The organism is Phycisphaerales bacterium AB-hyl4, from assembly GCA_041821185.1.
Taxonomy (GTDB): Bacteria; Planctomycetota; Phycisphaerae; order Phycisphaerales; family Phycisphaeraceae; genus Natronomicrosphaera; species Natronomicrosphaera hydrolytica.
In genome coordinates, this window is record JBGUBD010000006.1 from 242,729 (window position 1) to 266,456 (window position 23,728).

A 23,728-nucleotide genomic window follows, 5' to 3' on the forward strand; every position below is an offset into this window, starting at 1 on the left:
GATGGTTTTCTGGAAGCAGGGCGGTCGGGCGAGACTGGCCGTTTATGCGGCGATGCCCACGCACTGCCGCCACTGTTGGGCCCATGCCTGGCGAAGCTGGCTCAAGCGGCCGGGGCTGATCGCAAAGCGGCGGGCGACGGTGCACGCCTTCTCCCCAGACGCCAGCGCCTGGACCAGCTGCCGGTCGCGGTCAGGTAGCGTGGCCAGCCATCGGCCACCGTCAATGCGCAGCGCCACCTGCTTGGGGATGGCCGTGCGGCGATCCGCCACCGCTTCGTGCAGCCAGTTGGCTCGACTCGCATCCTCGTCGTCGCCGATACCGTCGAGGCTGGCCACATGTCGGCCGTGGCGTCGACGTCCCAGGTGCGACATCACGTCCATGCCGGCCTGGCTGCTGCCGACGCGCCGACCCCCGGCGACAGCGCGCACGGCGTTGCGGGCGAAGCCGGCGGTGGCGACCTGCTCGATGCGGCCGCGCCGCCTCAGCGACAAATAGCTGAGAAAACCGGTGGCGACCGCCTCGGCCACAACGTCATCGCGAAGGGCAAGGGGCAGACTGGCGAAGCGCCGGCGCGCCAACGCGCAGATCACCGGCAACACGGACAGGAACACGGCGTGGTCATTCGATTGTGTAACGGGCGTGGTGGTTGAGGCAGTCACGGTGGACGCTCCTTTGAGTAAAAGGAGACCGTCCCCATAAGCCGGGGACGGTCGTGTGATGAAGACACGACCGCCCCGGCGAACTGTGGGGCGAACAGGATTGGATTGGCGTCAGCAGGCGCAGCGCGGTCGCTGCTGCATCGCGACGCTTGAATCAGACAGCGACCGCGTTGAACTAAGCACGAATGTCGGATGTCAAGGTGTCACATCAGCGAAGAAGGCGTCGGATCAGCGCTGTAGCGCGGGTTGCCGAAGCCTAAGGCATCGCCTGCATGTATCTTGAGACCATAACCGCCAGGGCGAGGTATCTTGATAGGAACATCGTCCCCCTTTTTCCTGGAGGTGTGGTATGTGGCATGTCGGTATCGACCTTCATCATCAGACGCTGGTGGTGGCTGCGGTGCACGACTCGGGCGAGGTGCGTCCGGCGGTGCATCTGCAAACCAGCGAAACCCAGGCCATCCGTGATCTGTTCGTGGACCTTAGGCCGTTCCAGGCGGTGATCGAGGCCACGGGCACCTACCGCTGGTTGCACGATCTGCTTGCACCGATGGGCACCGTCTTGCTTGCCCACCCGCTGAGGCTGCGGGCGATGATCGTGCGGCGGGCCAAGAGCGACCGGCTCGACGCCCAGTTGCTGGCGAATCTGCTGCGGCTGGACCGGATCCCGCTGGCGTATGTGCCGCCAGCGCACTACCAGATGCTGCGTGACCTGGTGCGATATCGCGCCCACCTGAGTCGGCAGATCGCACACGCGAAAACGCAGCTTCGGCAGTTGTTGGCCAGACAGAACATTCAGCCGCCGTACCGGTCCCCCTTCGGGCCCCGCGGACTCTATTGGTTCTCGCGCCAGGACTTGGGGTGTGTCGGCAATTCGATGCGCGACCATCTGATCGAGCGCATTGAGTTGGTGCAGCGACAGCTCGCGGCCGTCGATGGCCAGATGACGGCGGTCAGCGAACAGTTCCCCCAGATCGAAGCCTTGACGGACCTGCGCGGCATCGGCCTGTTCACGGCACTGCTGGTGGTGGCGGAGTTCGGTGAGGTCGAGCGGTTCCGGACGGCCAGGCAGGCAGCGGCCTACACCGGCTTGACCACGCGCGTCTATCAGAGCGGTGACACACGCCGTACCGGTCACATCTCCAAGCAGGGTTCGCCCTGGTTGCGCTGGGCGCTGGTCGAGGCGGCGATGAAGCTGGTGACGAAGGACGCGAAGCTGGCCAGCTTCTACCATCGCATCCGCAAGCGAAGCAGCAGCAAGATTGCCCGCGTGGCGGCGGCCCGGAAGCTGGCAGAGATCTGCTGGAAGCGATTGCGCCGCTGGCATCGGCTGCACGATCGTCCGGTCATCGCGGCGGCATAAATGGAACACGAACTCTGCGGCGTGCGGCAGAGAAGGTGAGGAAGCGGCCCGTCTCTGCGTCTGATGGAGCTTCAGCTCGCACCGTTATTTTGAGTGGGCGATCTTCACCGATGAATGTTTCAATGTGCGACGGCGTGAAGCCGGCCGGCACGGATGGGTGCCCATGCACGCACGCCGATTGAAGACTGGTGGTTGCGACGCATTCCAATGCCTCCGACAATCGGCCGCATGCTTCGCACCCTCGCCTCCCCGGCATGGGGCGAGGGATACGAGGGTGCGAAGCATGCTGGTCGATGAGGCATGCGAGGCCTTGGGCTGCACGCCGCAGCCGGCGAGATCGACCCGTAAAAAACGACGGGCGGAGCGTCCGTTCGCGCCGTGTTATTCGCCTGGCGATGGGTGATGCTCGCCACTTCAATGCGGAGATTTCTGTAATGCTCGCATCAGCCAAGCATAAAACGCCCTCGTGTATTATTACGCACTTTTGGCGATTTTTGAGGTCGCGAGTACTTGACAAAGGCGGTTATGGGTGACCCCGATTCCGCATTTTTTTAACGGGTATGGGTATGTCAAAGTGACTTGTCCAGCATTCCGGCCCATGGTGTGGTGGTGGTGCCGGGCGCGGGGCGAGGATGATGCGTTGCACTGAAACCCAAGCGAGCGGACCGTTCATCTTCGAGGCCGGACGTGCATAGCGTTGGGCTTCGAGTCCGATTTTTTAACAGGCCACGCCACGGCCCCCCCCCCCGGCTGTGCTTTGAGCTCAAGGAGGTATTTGCCGAACGGGCCCATTCGCCCTGCGTCGGTGCAGGCTCCGCGCGCGAAGGTCCCGAGGGGAGGTCCGCCATGCGCTATGTGGGACTGGAAGTGCACAAGCGCAGCGTGCGGGTGGTGTTCAGTGTCCATGATGCCTACCCAGCACCCGTAGCGGCCACACGAAACGACGTGAGCCGGCCTGGCGTCTCCGTCGAAGGTGAGGTCTATTCAGTGGACGAGGCTTGTATGAAAGAACGGGACGCTATTGAGGGCGTTGCAGTAGGCCTGTACGAGCGGCGGCAAGTCGAGCTGCTCGACGACATGGGCAATGTCGATGCCTTTTATTGGCTAGGAAAAATTGAAGGCATGACGGACATCGGCCACCGCTGGTGAGGTGCAGAGCCGCTTCCACCAATGCGACCAGAATACGGTTCCACATGTGATGTTACAGGACAAGAGCAGCATGGAGGCCATCATGCTCGAACGCGCTTGCCATCCGGTCGATCTGACGGGTGGGGACAGTGAGACGAATCGCCTCTTGACGCCATGTGGAGACGGCGTTGCCGACCTGCCTGGCAATGTCGCGCGCCTGCGAATGGTCCAGATCAAAATAGGAAGCTACATCGAAGGCGCGATCGAGGGACGCTGTGGTGTCATCCAGATCGATGGCCGTGGACAGGACACGCGGCTTAATATCGACCGGCGTCGGATTCATGTCGTAGGCCGGAGCAAGTCGCCAGCCATCAGCCCCCTCATACAGAAAGCCGTGGTTGCGCAGATGGTCGTCGGTGTTCGAGATCATCACGCTGAAAACAATCCGTCGCCAGAGCATGGCCATGTCCGCATGCGGCGCTGCCCCGTACTGACGGAGTGCATCGACAAATTCAAGGTAACTGCGTGTCTCGTTGTCATTGGCTTCGAGCATGCTCATCGCCGAGAGAAAGGGAATGCGTTGGCCGTCCTGCCGATCAAAGCGGCGCAACAGTAGGACGGGTTTGTTGCCGACCTGCTCCAGACGCCATTGCGGAACGGTGATGCCGGCCTTCTCTGCAAGGCTCAGTGCGACAGCCTCCCAGCGCACAGCGTCGAAGTCGTCGTCACGGTGGGGAAACTTGACAATGGCAAGCTGACCATCTTTGTCCCTGACAGAGGCCTTGGGTCTGGCGCCACCGAGCGAGGAGCCGGGGGCAAGCAACAGCCGAAGATCTTCATCGCTGTCTGAATCATCGGCAACGTGATCGGCTGCTGAGAGGAGGCGCGGCAATTCAACGAGCGGCGGGATGGACGTGGTTTCGCTGGGCGCCAGAAACGGCCCGTCGGGCTGCAGGGCAAAACGCAGGGCCCCCTGACGCGCCTCGTCGTTGACCATCAGCAGGTAGTCGATTTCTCGGAGTGTGCGGGGTGTTTCACCCGCGCGGTCGGCCCGCCGACGCTCGGCGCGGCGCATCAAAACGCGGCCCCAGCGATCGGGGGCTGAGTCGCCGATCGCACCAAACATGGGTTTATCCGCCGGCGTGTGGAACGGCCCCGGCCCAAGCTGCAGCGCAGGTTCAAGGGCAAAGCGGTCTGTTCGGCGAAGCCAATCATCGTCATACTCGAAGCTGGCGCTGTTGCGGCCCTTGCGCATCCGCGACCATAGACGGCCTGCCAAGACCGGCTGGCCCTGAATATCAACGTAAACGAGCGCCTCGGCATCCATCATTCGATCCCCTTGCTGTCTGAGGACGAACGCTTGGATTTCTTCCGATGGCGAATCCGTTGGGGCAGGTTTTCTTCTTCAAGTTCCAAGCCAACGGCATCCGACCGGACGTCGGCGACCTCGGCAAGGCGCTCGGTCAGACCGAGCACAAACAACACGGTGGCGTAGGTGCCGAAGGAGACGGACGGGTCGCCTCGCTCCACTTTGTGGAGCGTGGTGCGACTGATCGAGGCGCGTTCGGCCATAATGGCTGTCGAGATGCGGCGTCGGCGTCGCGCATCACGAATGTCCTGCCCGAGCTTCCGCATCGCGCGGCGGACGGGTAGCGGCAGCGTTTCAGTTGGACGATGCTGGATCATTTCTGACGTCCATTTTTATATACGAAACACGATATAGCGTACAGTAAAATGAACGGTAAATCAAGGGCATCGTGCCAGTCGTCACACCGGCTTCACAGCGGTAGATAACTGGAGGACGATCCCCCCGGGCGGGCGTGGAGGTAGCGCCCCGTCGTCGCCACTGAGGCATGCCCCAGTGTCTGCTGCACCAGGTGGATGGGTGCCTGACGGTCGAGTGCATGGCTGGCATGCGCGTGACGCAGCCAGTGGGCGCTCACTCCTTGAGGGATACCCGTCCGTTCCGCCGCCCTTCGGACAATCCGCGTCGCCTGGCTGGCGCTGAGTCCCCTGCGGGGCCTGTCAGAGGCAACCGCGAGCTAAAGGCAACTGCACGTGATGAAGACTGACGATTACACGACAATCTGCATCTTCGACGCGAGGCCGTGTGGGATGGAAGCCGGCGGCCAACCGTGGTACCGAGCGCACGTGAACTCCCGAACAGGCTGGCCCGGCTGGGCAAGTGTGCTTGGTAGCACGACGCCCAATATCCGATCGTGCCGGGACAGTAGTGGGAGCGGCGTTACCGGCAACACGGTCCGTCGTGGCAAGCGGAAACGGGCCGATTATCTTCTCCGCTACACCCGCGATTTTCCCTTGGCCGTCGTCGAGGCTCAGCCCGACTACAAGACGGCCGGCGCCGGACTGGGACAGGCCAAAGGCGTATGCCGAAGTTCTGGGCCTGAAGTACGCCTACGCCACAAACGGCCGGGGCATCGTCGAGTTTGACTTCACCTTGAGCACCGAACGCAACTTCGACGGCTTTCCGACGCCGGCGGATCTATGGCATCTGTGCCCGGCATCAACCATTCGGCCGGGACGGGGTGGAGGGCTCTGAACCCGCACCTGTCGCCCACGCCGATCGGCACCCGCTACACTTCGAACTCGTCCGGCATCGGAATCTGCGTAAACGAGATTCGCGTCGGTGCCGTCTGCTGGCCATACGCGCCGCACGGTCGGTATGGGAAAACTTAGCGTCTACAACCAGGTGAAGAACCGACGGGCATCAGACGAAAAAGTTTCCGTCGTCTTCGACAAAGCCAATTGGCCGCCACTGGCGCAGACCAACCTGAGCCCGGTTATTGACGTCGAGCACCACAGCATGATTCTCATGCAACTGGACAACGGCGTACAGGCCAGCTATCAGCAATGTCACTATACGCCCGACAGCCATCGCAACTACACGATCATCGGCACCGAAGGTCGAATCGAAAATCAGGGTGACTACTCCACTGACAGTCATCAAGCCGAGGTCCACCTGTGGACCAACCGGGGTGACCAGCATGAAACGATCCGCATTCCATCCACGCCCGGCACACACGGCGGTGCGGACCCAGAGGTCGTGGCAGACTTTCTGCGGTTTTTGAAAACGGGCCATACTCACGGGGCGAGTCCGCTGGATGCTCGGATGAGCGTTGCGACCGGCGTGATGGCCACGCAATCATTGCGGGCGGGAAGTCAGCCCTATGATGTACCTGCCGTTGCTCATCGTGGAAACGCGCATTGAATCTGAATTCTTCCACACGAACAGCAACGGCTTGATCTCATCACGGCGACGCGTTGCTCGCGCCGGCTACCAGCTCGGCGAAGTGCTCGCGGATGCGGTCCAGGATGCGCTCGGCCGCCTGGCCGTCGCCGTAGGGATTGACCGCCTCGGCCATCGCGTCATAGCTCGCGCGATCCGTCAGCAGTTCGCTTGCCGCTTCGACGATCCGCGCCCGATCCGCGCCGACCAGTTGCACCGTTCCCGCCTCCACGCCCTCTGGGCGCTCGGTCGTGTCGCGCATCACCAGCACCGGCTTGCCAAGCCCTGGGGCTTCTTCCTGCACGCCGCCGGAGTCGGTCAGCACCAGACGACATCGACTCATCAGCGCGACGAACGTGCGGTAGTCGCGTGGCGTGATGAGTTTGATGTTCCGGCGATCGCCTAGCCGAGCCTGCACCGGCGCCTGCACCTGCGGGTTCAGATGCACGGGGTAGATGAAGCGGTGGTCCGGGAAGCGGTCTGCCAGATCGGCCAGCGCATCGCAGATCTGCTCGAAACCTTGGCCGAAGTTTTCGCGGCGGTGGCCGGTGACCAGCACGTAGGGCACCTGATCCCAGTCCCGGCCGACTTCCTCGGCGAGGGCCTGGTCGATCTTTGCCTTGATTTGCGGGTCTTGCTGACGTTGCACTTCCATTTGCAGGGCGTCGATCACCGTGTTGCCGGTGACGCGGATCTGCTTATCTGCGACGCCTTCCTTCAGCAGGTTCGCCCGGCCAAACTCCGTCGGGGGGAAGTGCAGCGTGACCAGCGGGCTGGCCAGCCGACGGTTGACCTCCTCGGGAAACGGCGACCAGATGTTGCCTGTGCGCAGGCCTGCCTCAACATGCCCGATCGGGATGCGCCGGTAGAAGCAGGCCAGTGATGCGACGAGCACGGTCGTCGTGTCGCCCTGCACGAGCGCCATGTCCGGCTCGATGCGATCCAGCAACTCGTCGATGCGCGTCATCAGCCGGGCGGTCAGCGACGCGAGCGTCTGGTTCGGCTGCATGACCGCGAGGTCGTGATCCACCGTGATCTGAAACAGGTCGACCACCTGCTGAAGCATCTCGCGATGCTGGCCGGTGGAGACGACGATCGGCTCCAGGTCGGGCGCCTGCCGCAGGGCGGCGATCACCGGCGCCATTTTGATGCCTTCCGGGCGTGTGCCTACGAATACTGCGATCTTTTTCATACAAGCCTTGTGGAGGTTGGCGGCGAGCCGGAGGTCAGGTCTGCAGGACGCCGCACGTATCTGCTGGTGCAAGAGATCAATTTATACCCCGAGACCACCTCCGAGGCCTGTTGGTGAATGTTGATCGGCCGTGATTGTACGCGGTAATTGCCGGATGCTTCAACGCGGTGTATTTGTGGTTGCCATTTAGGTTGTCACCTACATCTCGGCAGCAGCTTGCCTATTGCAGGTTGCCTGGACAACACCATCGGCAGTTCTGTTTTTTTGCACAAACATCAGACTACGGTGCAGGGATCGTGATTCAAGGCATGCTATCATGGCATTCACTTCTGGATGCGAATTGAGCTTCTTTCTGGTTGGAATATCAGGATGATCAGTGACGGTGATTCGAAGCAACCCGGTGTCGAGTCCGGTAAGGCGGCGGCATCTGTTGGTGGGATGCGATTGTGTAGAAGCTACCGTGTTGTGGCGATCGTCGCATTGCTCTTTTTCAGTACGTTGCTCCTCGTTCGTGGACCATTGATGAATCCTGTGCCGGTCGGGGACTTTGTTCATTTCTACACGGCGGCTCGAGCGTGGGTGCAAGGAGCGAATCCTTACGACTACGCGGCGTTAAAGCGTGTGGTGGATGAAGCGCCACAAGCGCCTCGCCGAACTTGGTTGCGATCGCACCTGATCGCGTTGTATCCGCCGGCAACATTTCCGTTAATGAGTCCGATTAGTGCTTCAACTGCAATGAAGCACTAGGCAAAACTGGGTGCGCTGTTCGGCGTGTCGCCGGCCCGTCGCACGTCCGACATCGAAACGCTGCTGCTCCGAACCGCCGAAGCGAGTCAGTCCTGGCCCGCGCCTGCGGGGCTCAAGATCGGCCTTCAGGCCAACCCCCTTTTGTCCCGCTTATCTATTTTTACATCATCGTTGCAGCAGCCAGCCAGCGATCTCGAAAATTTACAGTGATTGTTGTTTTGAAGCTTGAACAGTTCTGTCCGGACGTTAATGTGGCTGTTCACGATCGTCGCTTTAGTTCGAAGAGACGCGAAGGTGAACTGGGGTTGCCGGCGACGCGGTTGAATTTCCGCTGGGGGCCACGACAAAACGAACAATCGTCAACGGCGAAATGCGGACCGTCGCAGTCATGCCGCGCTTGGCATTTCGATGTGTTGTCAACCTGCACGCATCCGCACGTTGCGGGTGACGTTTATTCCTGAGCGAGCGCCTGCAGCATGGTGCTTGCTAACGCAATGGTGAGAGGATGGATCGATATGAAGAAGGTATCAATGACGATCGCGACGATGCTGGTGACCGGAGTCGGCTTCGGCCAAACCGCCACGGCTGTGACCAATGTGAGTGACTTCGGTATGGCCGGCTGGGAGTCCACCGATACGCGGGTGGAGGGTGCTAACGCCACGACACAGGCGCAGATCGATTCGCGCATTCAGTTCGTGCAGGGACCGGCCGGCGCCGACGGAGGCGCGCTCAATCTCATCGCGCCGGCTACCTCGGACAAGGCCACACTCGCGTTGGTCGACACGAATGGTCTCGGCGGCCTGGCCGGGTTGACGGCCGAGTATCGCTGGTACAAAGACAGCCCGTCCGGCGCAGCGGCTCCGGGGTTCAAGATCGGCCTTCAGACCGCTGATTTCGGCACAACCGGATCCTCCTCGCGCATCGGCGAAAACGATTGGGACAAGGTCCTGATTTACGAGCCCTATGACAATCCAAGCGGTGGCAATCCGCCCACCGGCCAGTGGATCACCCAGACGCTGGATGCTGAAACCGGCACGTGGTGGATGTTTGATCGCACGACGCTCACGACCGTCAACGCGCCGCACAACAGCCTCACGCTGGCGGAATGGATGGACGACGAGGAGTGGGGAACGTTGCTGACCGGCGCGACGATCGTTGACATTCAACTCGGCGTCGGCTCAGGCAATGCAGACGTCGACTCGTACGTAGACTACCTTAGCGTCAGTTTTGACGGTGGCGTGATGAGCACCACCTACAACTTCATCCCCGAGCCGACCAGCCTCACGCTCCTTGGAATCGGGGGCATGATGATGTTGCGCCGTCGTCGCTGAACGAAACACCTCCCACGGGGGGGCTCACCGGCCCTGCCGTGCTTTTCAGGTCACTGCATGCGTATTCATCCACAGCCAGATCAGGTCAAGATGTGAGCGCGGGACGGTGAATTTGGCAGAGCGGGCTCCGATTTGCGACTTGAGATTCTGGCTGACTTTCAACAAGACCGACATTCATGCTGACCTTCGGCTAGGTGTACCGTCCCGCAGTATCGTGGTGCGTCGGGTTGCGGATCAAGCGTTCGGGTTCATGCTGCCAGCGGGAGCAGGCGAACGCGTGCGGGGTTAGGCCACGAAGCGTCTTGAGACGCTTGGCGAAGTAGTAGGCCATGAGGAAGGTGGCCAAGTGGTTGCGCAGCTGCTGATGGTCGTCGTCGTGGAAGCGTCTGACGGTGGCCTCCTTGATCGTGCGGTTCATCCGCTCGACCTGTTCGTTGGTCCAAGGGGGGTAGGGCTTGGCCAGGCGGTGCTCAATGCCGTGGCGACGGCAGGCGAGGTCGAACATGTGCGTTCGCAAGCGAGCAGTGCAGCCGCGGCGGTTCTTGGGCAGGTCGGCGAACGGGATCCCCTAGTCGGTGAGGATCGTGTGAATGCGGTAGGGGATCGCTGCGACGAGCTGGTTGAGGAAGTCGGTGGACGTGTTGCGGTTCGCTTTGGCTTCCAGGCGTGCGAAGGCGATCTTGCTGGTGCGGTCGATGACGACAAACAGGGACAGCTTGCCTTCGGCGGTGCGCACCTCGGCGATGTCGAGGTGGAAGTAGCCGATCGAATCCTTCTTGAACTTCTTACGCGGCGGCTTGCCGCCATCGACAGCGGGGAACCGGCCGATGCAGCGAGCCCTCCGGCAGGCCGACCGCCGCTGGATGCCGCCCAAGTATCGGCCGGATGGCGTGGCGCTCGGCGTCGGCTTGCGGAAACGCATTTGCCTGAATCAGTGTGTTCACTCGTAAACTTTTGGCCAAAGTCTGCTCAGATGCGCGGCAGACGGCCGGTGCTGCTTGAGCAGCGCCTGCCGGCAGGGATCAGGTGTTCGCGGAATAGAGGCTGTCCGTTCCCTTGGCCTGAACGCCGGTGAATGCTGCGGCGGTTTCGCGGAAGGCGCTGCTCAGCGCGACCACGTCGGCCCCGACACTCAGAAAGCGGTAGCCCATCTGCACGCAGCGGTCGATGCCGGCGGCGCCCGTGACTGTGCCGGCAAAGATGTTGTGCTTTTGCGCGGCGCGGGCGACGGCTTGCCGTGCCTGGTCAATGCGCGGGTCGTCCATCTGGCCCGGGATGCCGAGGGCGTGGCTGTAGTCGCCGGGGCCGAAGAAGATCATGTCGACGCCGGGCACGGAGGCGATCGCGTCGAGTTCGTTCACCGCTTCGGGGTCTTCGATCTGGAGGATGACGAAGCGCTGCTCGTTGGCGTGGCGGATGTAGTCCTGCAGCGGTTCGGTGCAGTACGCGCCGTCGGTGTTGCCGCCGTCGAGCGGGCGCAGGCCGAGCGGGTGAAAGCGGGTCTGGTGGATGATTTGGCGGGCATCGTCACCGTTCATCACGTGCGGGACCATGATGCCGGCGGCGTCGACTTCCAAGGGGCGAACCAGATCGCTGTAGCTGCCGCGCGGTACGCGGACGAGCGCGTCGCAGTTGTAAGCCTTGGCGGCCCGGACGGCGTTTTCGATGTCGCGGATGTTGTTGGCCACGTGCTCGAGGTCGAGCCAGACGCAGTCGAGGCCGGCCAGCGCGGCGATCTCCACCACGCGCGGGTCGGAGAGGTTGAGCTTGGTGCAGCTGACCACTTCGCCGGCACGAAGTTTGGCGAGCACACGACTCGGACGCAGCGGTGGGACAGGGGTGGTCATGGCTGAATCTCCGAAAGGTAGATCGGCTTGCCGTGCTGCTCACGGCTGCGAATACCGGCAATGATAATCTTCATCTGCTCGATCGTTTCCGTCTGCGGCACGGGGGAAACACCGCAACGCAGATAGTCGACGAACGCGACAAGCTGAGCTTTGAACGCGGCGAAGGTGTCGCGGAACTCGGCCCGTACGGTGGCCTTGGAGCCGATGACACTGACGTGGCCGTAGCCGCCGACGAGGTCGTGGCCGACGGCGAGCACGATGTCGACGCCTGCTTCGTGGGTGAGGTGGACGATGTTGAGTTCGGGCGTGCCGGTGTTGACGACGCGTTGCCAGCCGCCGGGCGGCAGCAGGCCATAGATGGATTCGAGGCCGTGGATGCCGTAGCGTTCCCAGTCCTTGAGCATGGTGGCGAAGATGAGGCGCGGCGTGCCGGTGGCGGGCAGTTGTTCGCGCAGTTGCGCAAACTCGGTTGCGTAGCGCATGCAACTGGTGGAGAGGATGGCCTTGCCCTGCTGCCACCAGGCGTGGAACTGGCGGAGGTGGTCTTCGCGATCGGTCAGTGGTTTGTCGATGAACACGGGCAGGTCGGCTTCGATGAAGGGCCTGGCGCGGTCGAGGTGTTCGTGGCCGACGTCGGTGGCGATGATGACAGCGTCGACGTGGCCGATGACGTCTTCGGGCTTGTCGACGATGTGGTCGATGTATGCGGCGCGGGCGACCTGCTCGGCGTCGGTTCGCTGATCGCACCAGACGTGCGTGACCTGGGCACCGGGGATGCCGAGGTTTTCTTTTGGTTGGGCGCCGAGATATTGGGCGATGACGGGATAGCCGCACTTGGCCATGACGTCGGCGTCGTAGCGGCCGTTGACGATGGCGGACCAGCTATAGGGATGGCCGTTACCTTCGACCATACCGAGCATGGCCAGGCGGATGTTGTGCGGGTCGGCAACAAGGGGGGTGTGATTCACCATGCGGTCCAACCTCCGTCGACGATGAGGGAGGCGCCATTGACATAGCTTGACGCGTCGGATGCGAGGAACAGGGTCGGGCCGGCGATTTCGTTCGCCTGACCGATGCGATTCAGGGGCACGCGCTGGCTGAGCCGGTCGACGAAGGCCGGGTCATGCTGTTGGATCGTGGGGTTGGGGAACGGGCCGGGGACGATGGCGTTGACGCGCACGCCGTGCGCCCCCCATTGCACGGCCTGGTAGCGGGTGAGTTGGAGCACGCCAGCCTTGGCAGCGCCGTAGTCGGGCGGGTTGACGCTGTCTTCGTCGGCGTAGTTGCGCGGGTCGGGGCTGACCAGGCCGTACATGCTGCTGAAGTGGATGATGCTGCCGCGGGCCTGGGGGAGCATGATGCGGCTGGCGGCACGAGCGAGGAGGAAGGCGCCGGTGAGCGTGACCTGGAGGCATCGCTGCCAGTCGTCGACGGTGCCCTTGGCGTGGCTTTTGCCGGTGCAATAGACACTGGTGTTGACGAGCACGTCAAGCTGGCCGTGTTCGCGATGCACGGCGTTGACGACGTCGTTGATGCTCTGCTCGTCACCGGTGTCGATCACCACGGCGTGCGCCTTGCCGCCGTTTTGAGTGATGGCACGTGCGACGGCCTCGGCGGCGTGGCGGCGAAGGTCGGCGACGACGACGGTTGCGCCATGGGCCGCGAACGTTTCGCAGATGGGTCGCCCCAGATAGCCGCCGCCGCCGGCGACGAGGGCGACTTTACCCGCAAGATCAAAGAGCTTGGGCATGGGTTGTTCACCAGAGGAAGGCATGGGTTACTTGGCGGTGTAGCCGGCGTCAATGGGTAGGTTCGTGCCGGTGATGTAGGCGGAGGCGTCGGAGGCGAGGAAGACGATTGCGCCTTTGAGATCATCGTCGTTGGCCATGCGGTTGAGGAACGTTCGCTGGTTGTAGCGCTCCACAAAGGTTGGGTTCTGGTTGTTGAAGAAGCCGCCGGGGCTGAGGCAGTTGACGCGCACGCCCTTGGGGCCGAGGCGGGCGGCGGTGTAGCGGGTGAGCTGAACGAGGCCGCCCTTGTGGAAGTAGTAGTCGGGCGGGGCGTCCATGCCCAGGCCTTCATAGAGCGAGAAGTCCGCGCCGACCATGCCCTGGATCGAGCCGATGTTGATGATGCTGCCGCGGCCGCGCTCGGCCATGGCGTCGCCGAAGGCCCGGGTCATCAGGTACAGGCCTGTGGCGTTGATGGCCATGCTTTTCGCGAACGCTTCGCCGCCGTCGCTCCAGCTTTTCATCGGGCGGGCGACGGCGTTGTTCACGAGTACGTCGACGTGGCCGGCGTCGCTGATCAGCCGATCGCGCAGGGCATTGACGGAGGCTTCGTCGGCCTGGTCCAGTTGCATCGCGGTGACGTCGAGGCCCTCGCCTCGCAGCGCCTCGGCCTGCGCTTCGAGCGCCTCGAGGTTGCGGCTGGCGACATACGTCTTCGCCCCCGCCTCGGCCAGCGCGATGACGATCTGTCGGCCGAACAGCCCGGCCCCGCCGGTGACCAGCGCCACCTTGCCATCCAGTTTGAATGAATCCAGTACCGTCATGCCAAGGTCTCCTCGGTCGTCAGCGTCTGCCAGGCATCGTCGCGCTCGGCTGCCGAGAGCATGGCGCGCGTCGCACGCAACGTCTGCCACGCCTCGCGTACCGTGCACAACGGCTCGGCTTCGCCAGCGAGCACGTCCAGCCATGCACGCTCCTGCGCGGTGAACCAGTCGTCCCGGCTTTTGAAATCGATCACCTGTTCCTCCCACGGCGAATCGGGCGTGGCCATCCACCGCCAGGCGTGGCGATGCAGCTCCCAGCGGGCCGTGCCGTTTTCGCAGATCACGGTCATGGTCATCTCGTTGGGTGCCTGGTGCTGGTTGAGGCTGTAGCTGCCGAGCACCTGCCCGTGGCGGGCGAGCACGTGCACCGTGTCTTCGACGGTGACGTCAGGCAGCTTGAGGTGGGCCATGTCGGCGGTGAGGCGTGTGATCGGGCCGACGAGCCACTCGGCGGAATTGACCAGGTGGGTGAGGGCATCCTGCGTCGCGCCGCCGCCGCGTGCTCGGTCGTTGTAGTACGTGTCGGCGAACGTCGGGCGATAGGTGGGGAAGTGCTGGCCCGCGATGACCGTCACCTGCAACGGCTTGCCGAACTTGCCAGCCAGAAGTGCATCGCGCATCGCCTGCAACGCGGGGTGGGCGCGGTAGACGTAGGCCACGCCGGCGACAAGTTGCGTCCGATCGAGCGCTTCAACCAGCTCGGCTACACCAGCCTCCGCCACGGCCAACGGCTTTTCAATGAGCGGCGCGATGCCTGCTTCGACCAGGCGCATGGCGATCGGGATGTGCGTGTTGGCCGGCGTGGCGACGACGGCGCTGTCCCATGGCTGCTCAAGTGCGACATCGAGCGAGTCGAACGCCAGCTCGACGTTGTATTGCGAGGCGATTCGCTCGCGCAGGGGAAGTACGGGCTCGCACAGGCCGACGGCCGCTTGCTCGGTGGCTTGTAGGCAGCGCAGGTGGCGTTCCCCGATGGAGCCGACGCCGATGATGAGGATGCGTTTGGGTGAACGACTCATCACGGACGCTCCTGCGGGCGCTTCGTGAGGGTGACGCCGACGTAGATGGTCGGGCTGGCGCGGAGAAGGCTGAATCGATGGGCCAGTGTCATGGCGGGCTCTAATGTGTTCGCCGATGCGAAGCGGAAAAACGGACTCATAAAAAGATCATTTATGTATACATTATTGTTACTATAATGGGTTCATGTCAACTGCTCGAAAGGTGAAGCGACCGAATCAGCGTGAGGCTGCGTACCAGGCGATTCGTGAGGCGTTGATTCTGCAGGCGGTGCCGGCGGGTGAGAAGCTCAGCGAGCCGGCGTGGAGCGAACGGCTGGCTGTGAGCCGCAGTGCGGTGCGGGAGGCGTTTGCCCGGCTTGAGGCGGAGGGGCTGATCGAACTGGCGGAGACGGCGGGCTATGTGGTGCCCACGCTCACAGCCGAGGACGTGGCGGAAATCGTCGAGCTTCGGTTGGCGCTGGAAGCGGCGGCCATTGACCGGTTGTGTACACGCGGCCTGAATACGCCCGAGGCGCTGAAGGAACTGGAAGATGCGTGCGATCAGCAAGACGCGTTTCTCGCCAACGGCTATCGCCTCGGTGCCACTGAGGCGGATCGGCGGTTTCACCAGCAACTGGTGGCACTGGCCGGCAACCGGCGGCTGACGGCGATGTACCGCCGGGCACCGCTGCCGTTGATTCACCGCATGCTGGTCGGGACGCAACCGCTGCGGCCGAGCGATCACAGCGTGGACGAGCATCGAGAAATCCTCCGGTGTCTCCGCGAGGGCGATGCCCAAGGGGCCCGTCACCTGTTGCGGCGACACCTGCTGCCCAAGGTGCCCGTCAGCATGAGGTAAAGGCAGGCGGCCGAGCCTTGAACACGACAGGCCGCATCCATGGCAATCTCCCGCGAATCAACCTAATCTCTACTGCCCCATGCGCATTGCCGTCCTTGGAGATCTCCATCTGATCAGCTCCGATGACCCCGACGAGCAGCGCCGTCGGCGGCGGTGTCATTTTGCCTTGGCTTGGCCGAGTTTTAGGTCCATGGTCGCGGCCGTCCGTGATGCGGCACCTGGCCTGGTGGTCGTACTGGGGGATGGTGGACTGGTACTCGCCGCAGAACCGCGACTTTGCCCTCTCGTGCCTGGCGGAGATGAATCTGCCGTGGCAGGCGACACCGGGGAATCACGATTTCGACTGCCCGCAAGGTGAGGGGTTCGCCGATCCACCAATATTTTCAAGTAGCAGACGACTCACTTGGTGGCTGAGCCTTGCCCTGTGTGTCAGACGAGGTGCGTAAGTCAAACTGAGGTGCAACAGGCAAGCCATGCGACGTCATCGCCGCAGTGGCCCCCAGTGGTGGCTTGCGTAACGAAACATGTTTCTAAGTGTATCAAATTGCTGATGAACGCCCCCGTGGCGGACTCTGTTGTGTGGTCGTTGCCGCCGCGGTTGCGAGTTGGTGAAACCCTGTTGCTGCGTGCGTAATTGGTGGTGGCTGGGGAAGAATCTGTTTGTTGATCGCGTGTTCGTTCAAGAGCAAGGGCGTCTCTATGAATAATAAGCGTGCATTTACGTTAATCGAATTGATAGTTGTAATTAGCATTATTGCACTGATGATCGCACTGCTTCTGCCTGTGCTTAACAACGCGCGGGCAAACGCACGGCTTGTGGAGTGCAGTGCCATGCTGCGCAGCCTGGGCATGAGTTCCGAGATATACCTGAACGATTACAACTTCACCTACCCGGTGGCGTATTTCAGGGGCACCTGGCCGAGCAGCGACAATCTCGTCACGCGTCAGTGGCCCTTTTTTCTGAGCCATGCGATGGGCAAGATTCAAGACAGCCACTCGGAATGGACGTCGTTGCCGGATTTCTGGTGTCCTGGAGAACCGGCGGGGCAGTCGCCCGACATGCGTCCGTACAGCTACGGGCAGAACTGGTACGCCGGGTATCACCAGTCGGACTCGAACTATCAATATGTTCGCGAGCCCGATGTGGTGCAACCGTCGCAGACGATTCACCGTACGGACGGCGCTCATACGGGAACCCAGGCCGGCTGGACATTGGTGCTTCGGCAAAACCAGATTCATCCAGCCCGGCATATCGAATTCGATCGGCACATGGGTGGCGGCATGGCCAACTTTGCGTACATGGACATGCACGTCGTGACGCGACGCCAGTATGAAGAGGACTGGTCGGATGTGTCAACCGTCTCTGGCGGCCGAACCGCTGAGCCGGGTGCTGGAAGTGGCCGTGTGAGTGATATGTCGGGACAAGTGTTATTGCATATTGGTTCGTTGCATATTGTAGTTTGATTCATTGCTCAATATCCCTTGAAAGGGGGAGAACGATGTCTGAACACATGACTTGGTTGGCTGGAATTGCAGGCGCGGCGATGTTCGGGGTGGCGGTGACGTCATCGGTGCAAGCAGCGCCGACGATTGGGATTGATGGGCTCGACGGCGCGGAGCACTGGGTCTGGGTGGAAGGCCCGGAGCACATAGCCGGTAGTGGTAGCGCTGTGTATCGTGACAACAGCGGTCTTTCCGGTTGGATGCCGAACGGTCCGGCAAACATCTACCAGCGCACGACGGGTTCATTCAACGTTGGTAGTGTTTCATGGGCCGTCCATACGCCTGCGAATATGTCTGGGGACACGAAAGTCTATGCGCGGGCGTCCGCAAACAGGGACGAATTCGGCATGACGGTAAGGCTCAACGGCGACACCGTCTCGCCGAACGACACTACCATGCTTGACGCAGGCAGCGTTAATCCAACAAACTTTCTGAATTACAACGTCGATGGCAACCCTATCGGGACGGGCATGAACGTTGGCGCGCTGACAGGCAGAACACGCCCATTATCGTGGCAAGTAAGAATGGCACGATCTATGAAGAAGATGTCGACTACGAAGTGGTTGACGGTGAGTTGGAGACGTCCTGGCATCATCCAGAGGGCACGGTCTCTTCATGGTCTCGGCCGAACGTACTCGATAATGAGCCGTGGCGTATTCGCCGGCTTGAGGGTGGCAGCATTCAGGACGGTGAGACGGTACTTGTCACTTATGACACGACCCGCGTGGTACGAGGTCAGGGGCATGGCGCCTATTGCCCCTTCAGTGAATACACTCGCGAAATACAAAGCGAGAGCATCGCTCGGATGACGCGGTTGATGGAAGGCACCGGTTTTGAAAGCAAGTATCTCAACCTTGGCCTGGACGAAATCTGGGTACTGCGAGGCGATGATGGCCGATGCTGCTCGCAGAACGATTGGAGCAATGAAGAAACGTTCGTGTATGAAATAAACAAGATCGACAGCGAGATACGTGAACACAGCCCGAATACACGTCTGATGATGTGGAGTGATATGTTCGACCCTCGGCAGACGCCGGGGTGGAAGAGTACCATGGATTATAAGGCTGTTCTGAACTCGGATCTGAGCCGGGACGTCATCATGATGCCGTGGCTCTACTATACGAGTTCGGAGTACCAGGTGAGTATAGACGGCTCGCTTCGATTTTTAATTGGTGAAGGATTCAGTATTGCAGGCACATCGGGGCATGAGCCTTTAAATAACCTGCTATGGGGTGAATCCCTGATGCATGCGAAATATATACTTGATGGCGACGTTCATGGGCTGCTCTATACAACCTGGGCTTTTAGTGAAGGTGACAAAATGGGGGGGCTGCCGGCATTTGCACAAGCAACATGGTCTCCGGGGCAAATGAGAATGGCCGGTGCCGCGGAACTGATTGAATGTCTGCGGCAAGCGGGCCTGCACTCCAATGTGGGGCAGCACGCGTGGATCGAGCACATTACAAGTGAGAACATTGGCAAGCTTGAAGACTACGGACTCATCAAGCAACGATTGCAGATCGCGTTGGCGCAAGTGGAAATTGATATGGCAGCGATGGGCGACAAACGCCTTGATGTACTGCGTCGAGCAGGCGTCGATATTCCACGCATTTATGAGCTTGGACAGAGAATGTTGTCGAATATTGAAGGACACTGAAAATCTATGCCACAACCTTCGGGGCTTCAATTGTTGCGCAGCACCGTGGGGTCTTTGGTCTTGAACCTGACGTGGTACAACGACGGCGGCAGGACCATTCGCTTGGCCGATCGCTGAAACCGTCACCCCTGCGCGATGTTCGATGCCCGGGGCGAGGTATAGGTGGAAACAGTGAATATGCGCCTGCCTTTGCGCAGTCAAGGAAACCGCGAAGATTTGCTGTCCGACGCAGACGGCGAGGTCCGTACGCCGTTGATCAATCCGATCGGCGTAACGTCAAGTGGCTGAACAAGGAGGCCCACTGGATGCCAGCCGAGGCGTCTGATCTGGTGTAACCGCAACGCTTCACAAGATATCGGCCTACGATTATTGGATCTCCTCCTTCAAGCCCATTGCAATGGTGGCGGACTTTTTTGTGGCCGACTGTGACGATGGCAGGGCGCTCTCACCCCACTCGCCTGATCGCGTCAGCAGCGGCGCCTTCAGCCACTCGGCAAACGTGCCCACGATCAGGTAAAGGCACGGGATCATCAGCAGCGTCAGCAGCATCGACACCAGCAGGCCGCCGATGACACACAAAGCGAGCGGCTGCATGATCTCCGCACCCGAGCCGAGCCCGAGCGCCAACGGCGTCATGCCAAGCACGGTCGTGCTCGTGGTCATCAGGATCGGCCGAAGGCGGATCGCCCCGGCACGCACCACGGCCCGCGCGGGCGAGAGGCCCAGCTTCCGCCGGCCGATCTCGATGTATTCCACCAGCAGGATCGCGTTGTTGACCACGATGCCGATCAATAGGATCACGCCGATAAGCACCGGCGCGGACAGCGGCGTGCCCGAGAGCCAGAGGATGCCGACCACGCCAATCAGCGCCAGCGGCGCGGTGGCGATGATGACCAGCGGGTTGCTCAGCCGTTCGTACTGCACTGCCAGCACAACCAGCACGAGGAAGATGGCCAGCACGACGACGATGGCTAATTCGCGGTTGGTTTCCTGAATGGTTTCCCATTGCCCGCCGTAGATGAGGCTGTACTGGTCGGGCAGTTCAAGGTCGGTCAGTCGCGCGTCAATCGCCGTCATGATGGTGGCGACGTCGGCCACATCCGTGTTGATGTCGCCGTTGACGTGCACTGCCCGCGTCTGGTTTTCCCGCACGATGTGGGCCGGTCCTTCACCGAGTTCGAACGTCGCCACGTCGCGCAGCAGGATCGGCGCGCCGCCATTCGCGCGGAACAGCAGCACGTTGCCCAAGGTTTCGGTATCGCTGACCGCCTCGCGCGGCAGGCGAACGCGGACGTCGTATTCCTGATTGGCGGTGAGGAAGCGCGTCGGTACGGCCCCATCCACCGCATCGCGAATCGCCCGCCCAACTTCCGACACGCGCAGCCCGAGGTCGGCGGCACGATCGCGATCGACCCGCACGCGCATCAGCGGGCTCTGATCCTCCCGGCCGACCTCCACGCCTTCCAGCCCCTCGATCCCGTCAAGGCGGGCGTTGATCTCACGCGCGAGGCCGTACAAGGTGCGCAGGTCTTCACCAACGATGGCGATCGACACATCCGCTCCGCCCGTGCCGAAGCGCAGGCCGGGGATGCTCGGCGGGCGGACGCTGATGCGAGCGCCGGGCAGGTCGAGTGCATCAAGCTGATGCTGCACTTGGGCGACCCACCGGCCGGCGGTCACGCCAGGCCGCTGCGAAGCCGGCGTGAGCTGTACACGCCAGCGGGCCGTGCCGGGCCGCTCGTTGACAATGCCGCCGCCGAGGTGGCCGCCGACGAGGGTGAAGTAGCTTTCGACGTGGTCGAGCGCTTCGATGACCGCTTCCACCTGCCGGGCGACGGCGTCGGTTTCGTGCGGCGGCGTGCCCGGCGGCAGCGAGACGTTCACCCCGACATTGCCGTCGTCAACCTGCGGTAGAAATTCGTTGCCCAACTGTGTGCCCAGTTGCAGTGAGACGATAAACGCCAACACCGACACCGCGACCATCGCCCACCCCAACGCAAAATGGGCGGCAGGCTTCGGCGGTAGCGTTCGCGCAGATAGCCAATCATATTGTTGAACCCGCGCAGCGGTGCCGTGCGATCAATGCGACTCTCAAACCGCACATGTCCCAGCAATGCCGCGAGCATCGGTACGAGCGTCAGCGCCGCGGCGAGCGTGGCGACGATGGCGAACGAAATTGTCAGGATCAGCTCGCGGAAGATCAGCGCCGCCAATCCGGTGATCAACAGGAACGGCACGACGGCGGCAAGGTTGGTCATCGTGCCCGCGATGATGGCGGAACTGACCTCCGCCGTGCCGTCGTGGGCCGCATCCTCCGGCGACTTGCCGAGCTGCTCGCGATGCCGATAGACGTTCTCCAGCATGACGATCGCGTTATCCAGCAGCAGGCCGACGCCGAGTGCCAACCCCCCGAGGCTGATGATGTTCAACGTCAGGTCGCCATACATCATGCTTACCGTTATGGCTGGTTGGGATCAATTCCGCATCGCGACCACATCGGGCGCAGATCGACCACGGCCCCCGTCTCCGCCGCCTTGTCGATCGCGAATGCGACGGTCGCTGATTGCAGCGCTTCACGCAGGCCCGCAAGCGGTGGCTGATCGTCAAGCATGGTGGCGGCCATCTGTTGGGCCATGACCTCATCTCCTCCACCATGCCCGCCGAATGATCCTGACGAGCAGGCCTCGGGCTGATCCTGGTCGATGCGCTGCAGGACCATGTCGCCAGTGTACACCTCGCCGCGTAGGGAGCCTTCGGTACCGCAGAGGTAGAATCGACGTTCGGGAAGGCCGGCCGCACAGTTGGTGTGAAACGTGGCCTTGACGCCGTTTGCGTACTCCAGGATCACCACCTGATGATCAAAGATCGTGGCTCCGGCGCTGAATGGGTCGACGCTATGTGGGTCAGGCCAGGCCTGGAAGCGCGATTGACCGTCCGGCATCGTGCCGGCAAGGTCTTTCAAGTATGCGTGCTTCGGCACGAAGTATTGCCGCCCGCCGAAACTGGCGACGCGTACCGGCAAGCTGTCGGCCATCCAGTTAGCCAGGTCGAGATCGTGGCAGGTCTTCTCCAGAATGTGCGAGCCGGCGATGGATGCGTCACGCCGCCAGTTGCCGAAGATGTAGCCGCCGTGACCAATGCGCAGCGTCTCGTTGAACTCGAACGAAATCAGCTTCCCGATTTTCCCTTCGGCCAGCAGGTGGCGCATGGCTTGGTAGTGCGGCGAGTAACGCAGCACCAGCCCAAAGACAAACCGCCCGGGCGCATTCCGCACCGCGTCGGCTACGCGCAGACACGAATCCAGGTCGATCGCGAGTGGCTTTTCGCAGAAAACATGCTTCCCCGCCTCCAGTGCCGCGATCGTCTGCTCCTCGTGGAAACAATTCGGTGAGCCAATCATCACCCAATCGATATCAGGGTCTGTTACCACTGCCCGCCAGTCGTCGCGTCGGATCACCCCTCCGCCGGCCAGTTCTTCGCCAGCCTCGACATACGGTTCAAAAGGATCGAAGACCGAGTTCAGGCGAATCCGCGAGTTTTGCTTCAGCAGGTGACGAAGCACCCCTTGGAGACGCAGTCCCATCCCGATCGCGCCGAGACGAATCGTGGATGTCGTAGTGGCAACTGTCGGCATCTAGGTAGACCTTTTCGTACGAATAAGGATTACGAGCGTGTCGCGTGCGGAGCGGTAGGGCAGTTGTGCTGGCGCGAATCGGTGTTACGCGACTCCCCCAGCCGATCAAGTAGTTCGTCCAACCATCCTGCTTCCCCGCCGTGTCGACCGAAGGCGTGGTCCACATTCGTTTGTGTGTGGCTATCAGAACCACCGGTCGAAAACAGGCCATATTCCACGCAATAGGCGCGATACCGCCTGCATAGGTCGGGTGTGACTCGCGGGTGAGCGCATTCGATGCCGTCCAAGGCACATTCGGTTCGCAGAAGGTCGAGTTGGTCGTGGTCAGCGTCCTTGCAGTAAAGCGGCGGATGAGCAAGTACGATCAGACCACCGGCTTCGTGTACGACATCCCGCACACGATTCACCTCAGGAAACGTGAGCCCTGACACGGCCTCATGTGCCCGCGCACACAAGCTGTCGAATTCGTCGGCGTCCTGAACCCATCCTTGCTTGAGAAAATACGTCAATGTCATTGCTCGCTTCGGGCGCGTGAGGCCTTGCCGTTCAATCATCTGCGACGGACGATACAGTTCCAGAACTTCTCTGCGTCGCTTCTCGTTAAAGTCGACGCCGATAGCTTGCATGCCTTTTGAGAACTGTTCGCCCAGATCGCGCTGGCACACGCGATACGTCTCGAACAAAGCTTTCAAGCCGGGTGTAGCGGGCACGGGCAGGTTGTAACACAACAGATCAACCCCGCCGATGGACGTGCGTACCGTGAGTTCGGCTGATGGAATGACGCGGATCGCCGGATAGCGTTCCGCGACGGCCAGCACCTCGGCGACAGAATCCATGTGATTGTGCTCGGTGACGGCCAGGCATCGCACGCCCCGTTCTTGAGCACGGCGAAAGTGCGACTCCACATCAATTTCGCCGTCAAAACTCCACCACGTGTGGAGGTGCAAATCGTACAGGCTGGTGGCTGAGGCTTTCACAGCATTTGCAGTAGCAACGGAAGTTGCTCAC

The 23,728-nt window shown here is 61.7% G+C and carries 19 protein-coding genes and 4 pseudogenes; 9 read left to right on the top strand and 14 right to left on the bottom strand.

What is annotated here, in order from left to right:
- Positions 1–42 precede the first annotated feature (42 nt).
- Positions 43–660: a hypothetical protein gene (locus tag ACERK3_11595; GenBank protein MFA9478932.1), complete on the bottom strand. Its 618-nt coding sequence runs from the start codon at positions 658–660 to the stop codon at positions 43–45.
- A 349-nt stretch (positions 661–1,009) separates the two neighbouring features.
- Here ACERK3_11595 and ACERK3_11600 point away from each other — a divergent pair, with 349 nt between their 5' ends.
- Positions 1,010–2,023, top strand: coding sequence for an IS110 family transposase (locus tag ACERK3_11600; GenBank protein ID MFA9478933.1), 1,014 nt, complete (start codon positions 1,010–1,012; stop codon positions 2,021–2,023).
- 846 nt (positions 2,024–2,869) lie between these two features.
- Positions 2,870–3,172 (top strand): gamma-glutamylcyclotransferase, encoded by a 303-nt coding sequence (locus ACERK3_11605; protein MFA9478934.1) that lies wholly within the window; start codon positions 2,870–2,872, stop codon positions 3,170–3,172.
- Positions 3,173–3,224: 52 nt separating this feature from the next.
- Here ACERK3_11605 and ACERK3_11610 read toward each other — a convergent pair whose 3' ends face one another.
- The 3 genes and pseudogenes from ACERK3_11610 to ACERK3_11620 form a co-directional block, all read right to left on the bottom strand.
- A complete protein-coding gene (locus tag ACERK3_11610) occupies positions 3,225–4,481 on the bottom strand; it encodes a type II toxin-antitoxin system HipA family toxin (GenBank protein MFA9478935.1) in 1,257 nt (418 codons plus the stop codon).
- Positions 4,478–4,837: a helix-turn-helix domain-containing protein gene (locus ACERK3_11615; protein ID MFA9478936.1), complete on the bottom strand. Its 360-nt coding sequence runs from the start codon at positions 4,835–4,837 to the stop codon at positions 4,478–4,480. Before ACERK3_11615 ends, ACERK3_11610 begins: the two co-directional genes overlap by 4 nt.
- 134 nt (positions 4,838–4,971) lie before the next feature.
- Positions 4,972–5,163, bottom strand: a pseudogene (locus tag ACERK3_11620) (tyrosine-type recombinase/integrase).
- 235 nt (positions 5,164–5,398) lie between these two features.
- On the opposite strand from ACERK3_11620, the pseudogene ACERK3_11625 reads away from it, so the two are divergent.
- Both ACERK3_11625 and ACERK3_11630 read left to right on the top strand, forming a co-directional pair.
- Positions 5,399–5,660, top strand: a pseudogene (locus tag ACERK3_11625) (type I restriction endonuclease subunit R).
- Between the two features lie 174 nt (positions 5,661–5,834).
- On the top strand, positions 5,835–6,380 hold the full coding sequence (locus tag ACERK3_11630; protein ID MFA9478937.1) for a Gfo/Idh/MocA family oxidoreductase: 546 nt from the start codon (positions 5,835–5,837) through the stop codon (positions 6,378–6,380).
- A 40-nt stretch (positions 6,381–6,420) separates the two neighbouring features.
- On the opposite strand, the gene wecB is transcribed toward ACERK3_11630, so the two are convergent.
- Positions 6,421–7,590 carry a non-hydrolyzing UDP-N-acetylglucosamine 2-epimerase gene (gene wecB / locus ACERK3_11635; protein ID MFA9478938.1) on the bottom strand — a complete coding sequence of 390 codons (1,170 nt, stop codon included), beginning with the start codon at positions 7,588–7,590 and terminating at the stop codon, positions 6,421–6,423.
- Positions 7,591–7,959: 369 nt separating this feature from the next.
- Here wecB and ACERK3_11640 point away from each other — a divergent pair, with 369 nt between their 5' ends.
- A complete protein-coding gene (locus tag ACERK3_11640; protein MFA9478939.1) occupies positions 7,960–8,337 on the top strand; it encodes a hypothetical protein in 378 nt (125 codons plus the stop codon).
- A gap of 515 nt (positions 8,338–8,852) precedes the next feature.
- A complete protein-coding gene (locus tag ACERK3_11645) occupies positions 8,853–9,668 on the top strand; it encodes a PEP-CTERM sorting domain-containing protein (GenBank protein ID MFA9478940.1) in 816 nt (271 codons plus the stop codon).
- Positions 9,669–9,858: 190 nt separating this feature from the next.
- On the opposite strand, the pseudogene ACERK3_11650 reads toward ACERK3_11645, so the two are convergent.
- The 6 genes and pseudogenes from ACERK3_11650 to ACERK3_11675 all read right to left on the bottom strand — a co-directional run bounded on the left by ACERK3_11650 (position 9,859) and on the right by ACERK3_11675 (position 15,088).
- Positions 9,859–10,497, bottom strand: a pseudogene (locus ACERK3_11650) (DDE-type integrase/transposase/recombinase).
- Between the two features lie 193 nt (positions 10,498–10,690).
- The gene (locus ACERK3_11655; protein MFA9478941.1) at positions 10,691–11,515 is read right to left on the bottom strand and encodes an HpcH/HpaI aldolase/citrate lyase family protein; all 825 of its coding nucleotides are present in this window, start codon (positions 11,513–11,515) and stop codon (positions 10,691–10,693) included.
- The gene (locus tag ACERK3_11660; protein MFA9478942.1) at positions 11,512–12,486 is read right to left on the bottom strand and encodes a Gfo/Idh/MocA family oxidoreductase; all 975 of its coding nucleotides are present in this window, start codon (positions 12,484–12,486) and stop codon (positions 11,512–11,514) included. Before ACERK3_11660 ends, ACERK3_11655 begins: the two co-directional genes overlap by 4 nt.
- On the bottom strand, positions 12,480–13,265 hold the full coding sequence (locus tag ACERK3_11665) for an SDR family NAD(P)-dependent oxidoreductase (GenBank protein ID MFA9478943.1): 786 nt from the start codon (positions 13,263–13,265) through the stop codon (positions 12,480–12,482). The genes ACERK3_11660 and ACERK3_11665 overlap by 7 nt, the downstream gene beginning before the upstream one ends.
- Before the next feature lie 27 nt (positions 13,266–13,292).
- Complete coding sequence (locus tag ACERK3_11670) at positions 13,293–14,069, bottom strand: SDR family oxidoreductase (protein ID MFA9478944.1); 777 nt, start codon at positions 14,067–14,069, stop codon at positions 13,293–13,295.
- Positions 14,066–15,088: a Gfo/Idh/MocA family protein gene (locus ACERK3_11675; protein ID MFA9478945.1), complete on the bottom strand. Its 1,023-nt coding sequence runs from the start codon at positions 15,086–15,088 to the stop codon at positions 14,066–14,068. Before ACERK3_11675 ends, ACERK3_11670 begins: the two co-directional genes overlap by 4 nt.
- A 184-nt stretch (positions 15,089–15,272) precedes the next feature.
- On the opposite strand from ACERK3_11675, the gene ACERK3_11680 reads away from it, so the two are divergent.
- The 3 genes from ACERK3_11680 (at position 15,273) to ACERK3_11690 (ending at position 19,086) form a co-directional block, all read left to right on the top strand.
- A complete protein-coding gene (locus ACERK3_11680) occupies positions 15,273–15,926 on the top strand; it encodes a GntR family transcriptional regulator (protein MFA9478946.1) in 654 nt (217 codons plus the stop codon).
- A 699-nt stretch (positions 15,927–16,625) separates the two neighbouring features.
- Positions 16,626–17,390, top strand: coding sequence for a type II secretion system protein (locus ACERK3_11685; protein MFA9478947.1), 765 nt, complete (start codon positions 16,626–16,628; stop codon positions 17,388–17,390).
- Between the two features lie 550 nt (positions 17,391–17,940).
- Entirely contained in the window at positions 17,941–19,086 is a 1,146-nt protein-coding gene (locus tag ACERK3_11690; protein ID MFA9478948.1) for a hypothetical protein, read from the top strand.
- Positions 19,087–19,452: 366 nt separating this feature from the next.
- On the opposite strand, the pseudogene ACERK3_11695 reads toward ACERK3_11690, so the two are convergent.
- The 3 genes and pseudogenes from ACERK3_11695 to ACERK3_11705 form a co-directional block, all read right to left on the bottom strand.
- Positions 19,453–21,545, bottom strand: a pseudogene (locus tag ACERK3_11695) (efflux RND transporter permease subunit).
- Positions 21,545–22,720 carry a Gfo/Idh/MocA family protein gene (locus ACERK3_11700; GenBank protein MFA9478949.1) on the bottom strand — a complete coding sequence of 392 codons (1,176 nt, stop codon included), beginning with the start codon at positions 22,718–22,720 and terminating at the stop codon, positions 21,545–21,547. Before ACERK3_11700 ends, ACERK3_11695 begins: the two are co-directional and overlap by 1 nt.
- A gap of 29 nt (positions 22,721–22,749) precedes the next feature.
- Complete coding sequence (locus tag ACERK3_11705) at positions 22,750–23,697, bottom strand: PHP domain-containing protein (GenBank protein ID MFA9478950.1); 948 nt, start codon at positions 23,695–23,697, stop codon at positions 22,750–22,752.
- Positions 23,698–23,728 lie beyond the last annotated feature (31 nt).

Bases quoted from the DNA above. Each gene is read 5' to 3' on its own strand.
- ACERK3_11600 (MFA9478933.1), top strand. From the start codon at position 1,010: ATGTGGCATGTCGGTATCGACCTTCATCATCAGACGCTGGTGGTGGCT.
- ACERK3_11605 (MFA9478934.1), top strand. From the start codon at position 2,870: ATGCGCTATGTGGGACTGGAAGTGCACAAGCGCAGCGTGCGGGTGGTG.
- ACERK3_11610 (MFA9478935.1), bottom strand. From the start codon at position 4,481: ATGATGGATGCCGAGGCGCTCGTTTACGTTGATATTCAGGGCCAGCCG.
- ACERK3_11615 (MFA9478936.1), bottom strand. From the start codon at position 4,837: ATGATCCAGCATCGTCCAACTGAAACGCTGCCGCTACCCGTCCGCCGC.
- ACERK3_11630 (MFA9478937.1), top strand. From the start codon at position 5,835: ATGGGAAAACTTAGCGTCTACAACCAGGTGAAGAACCGACGGGCATCA.
- wecB (MFA9478938.1), bottom strand. From the start codon at position 7,590: ATGAAAAAGATCGCAGTATTCGTAGGCACACGCCCGGAAGGCATCAAA.
- ACERK3_11640 (MFA9478939.1), top strand. From the start codon at position 7,960: ATGATCAGTGACGGTGATTCGAAGCAACCCGGTGTCGAGTCCGGTAAG.
- ACERK3_11645 (MFA9478940.1), top strand. From the start codon at position 8,853: ATGAAGAAGGTATCAATGACGATCGCGACGATGCTGGTGACCGGAGTC.
- ACERK3_11655 (MFA9478941.1), bottom strand. From the start codon at position 11,515: ATGACCACCCCTGTCCCACCGCTGCGTCCGAGTCGTGTGCTCGCCAAA.
- ACERK3_11660 (MFA9478942.1), bottom strand. From the start codon at position 12,486: ATGGTGAATCACACCCCCCTTGTTGCCGACCCGCACAACATCCGCCTG.
- ACERK3_11665 (MFA9478943.1), bottom strand. From the start codon at position 13,265: ATGCCCAAGCTCTTTGATCTTGCGGGTAAAGTCGCCCTCGTCGCCGGC.
- ACERK3_11670 (MFA9478944.1), bottom strand. From the start codon at position 14,069: ATGACGGTACTGGATTCATTCAAACTGGATGGCAAGGTGGCGCTGGTC.
- ACERK3_11675 (MFA9478945.1), bottom strand. From the start codon at position 15,088: ATGAGTCGTTCACCCAAACGCATCCTCATCATCGGCGTCGGCTCCATC.
- ACERK3_11680 (MFA9478946.1), top strand. From the start codon at position 15,273: ATGTCAACTGCTCGAAAGGTGAAGCGACCGAATCAGCGTGAGGCTGCG.
- ACERK3_11685 (MFA9478947.1), top strand. From the start codon at position 16,626: ATGAATAATAAGCGTGCATTTACGTTAATCGAATTGATAGTTGTAATT.
- ACERK3_11700 (MFA9478949.1), bottom strand. From the start codon at position 22,720: ATGCCGACAGTTGCCACTACGACATCCACGATTCGTCTCGGCGCGATC.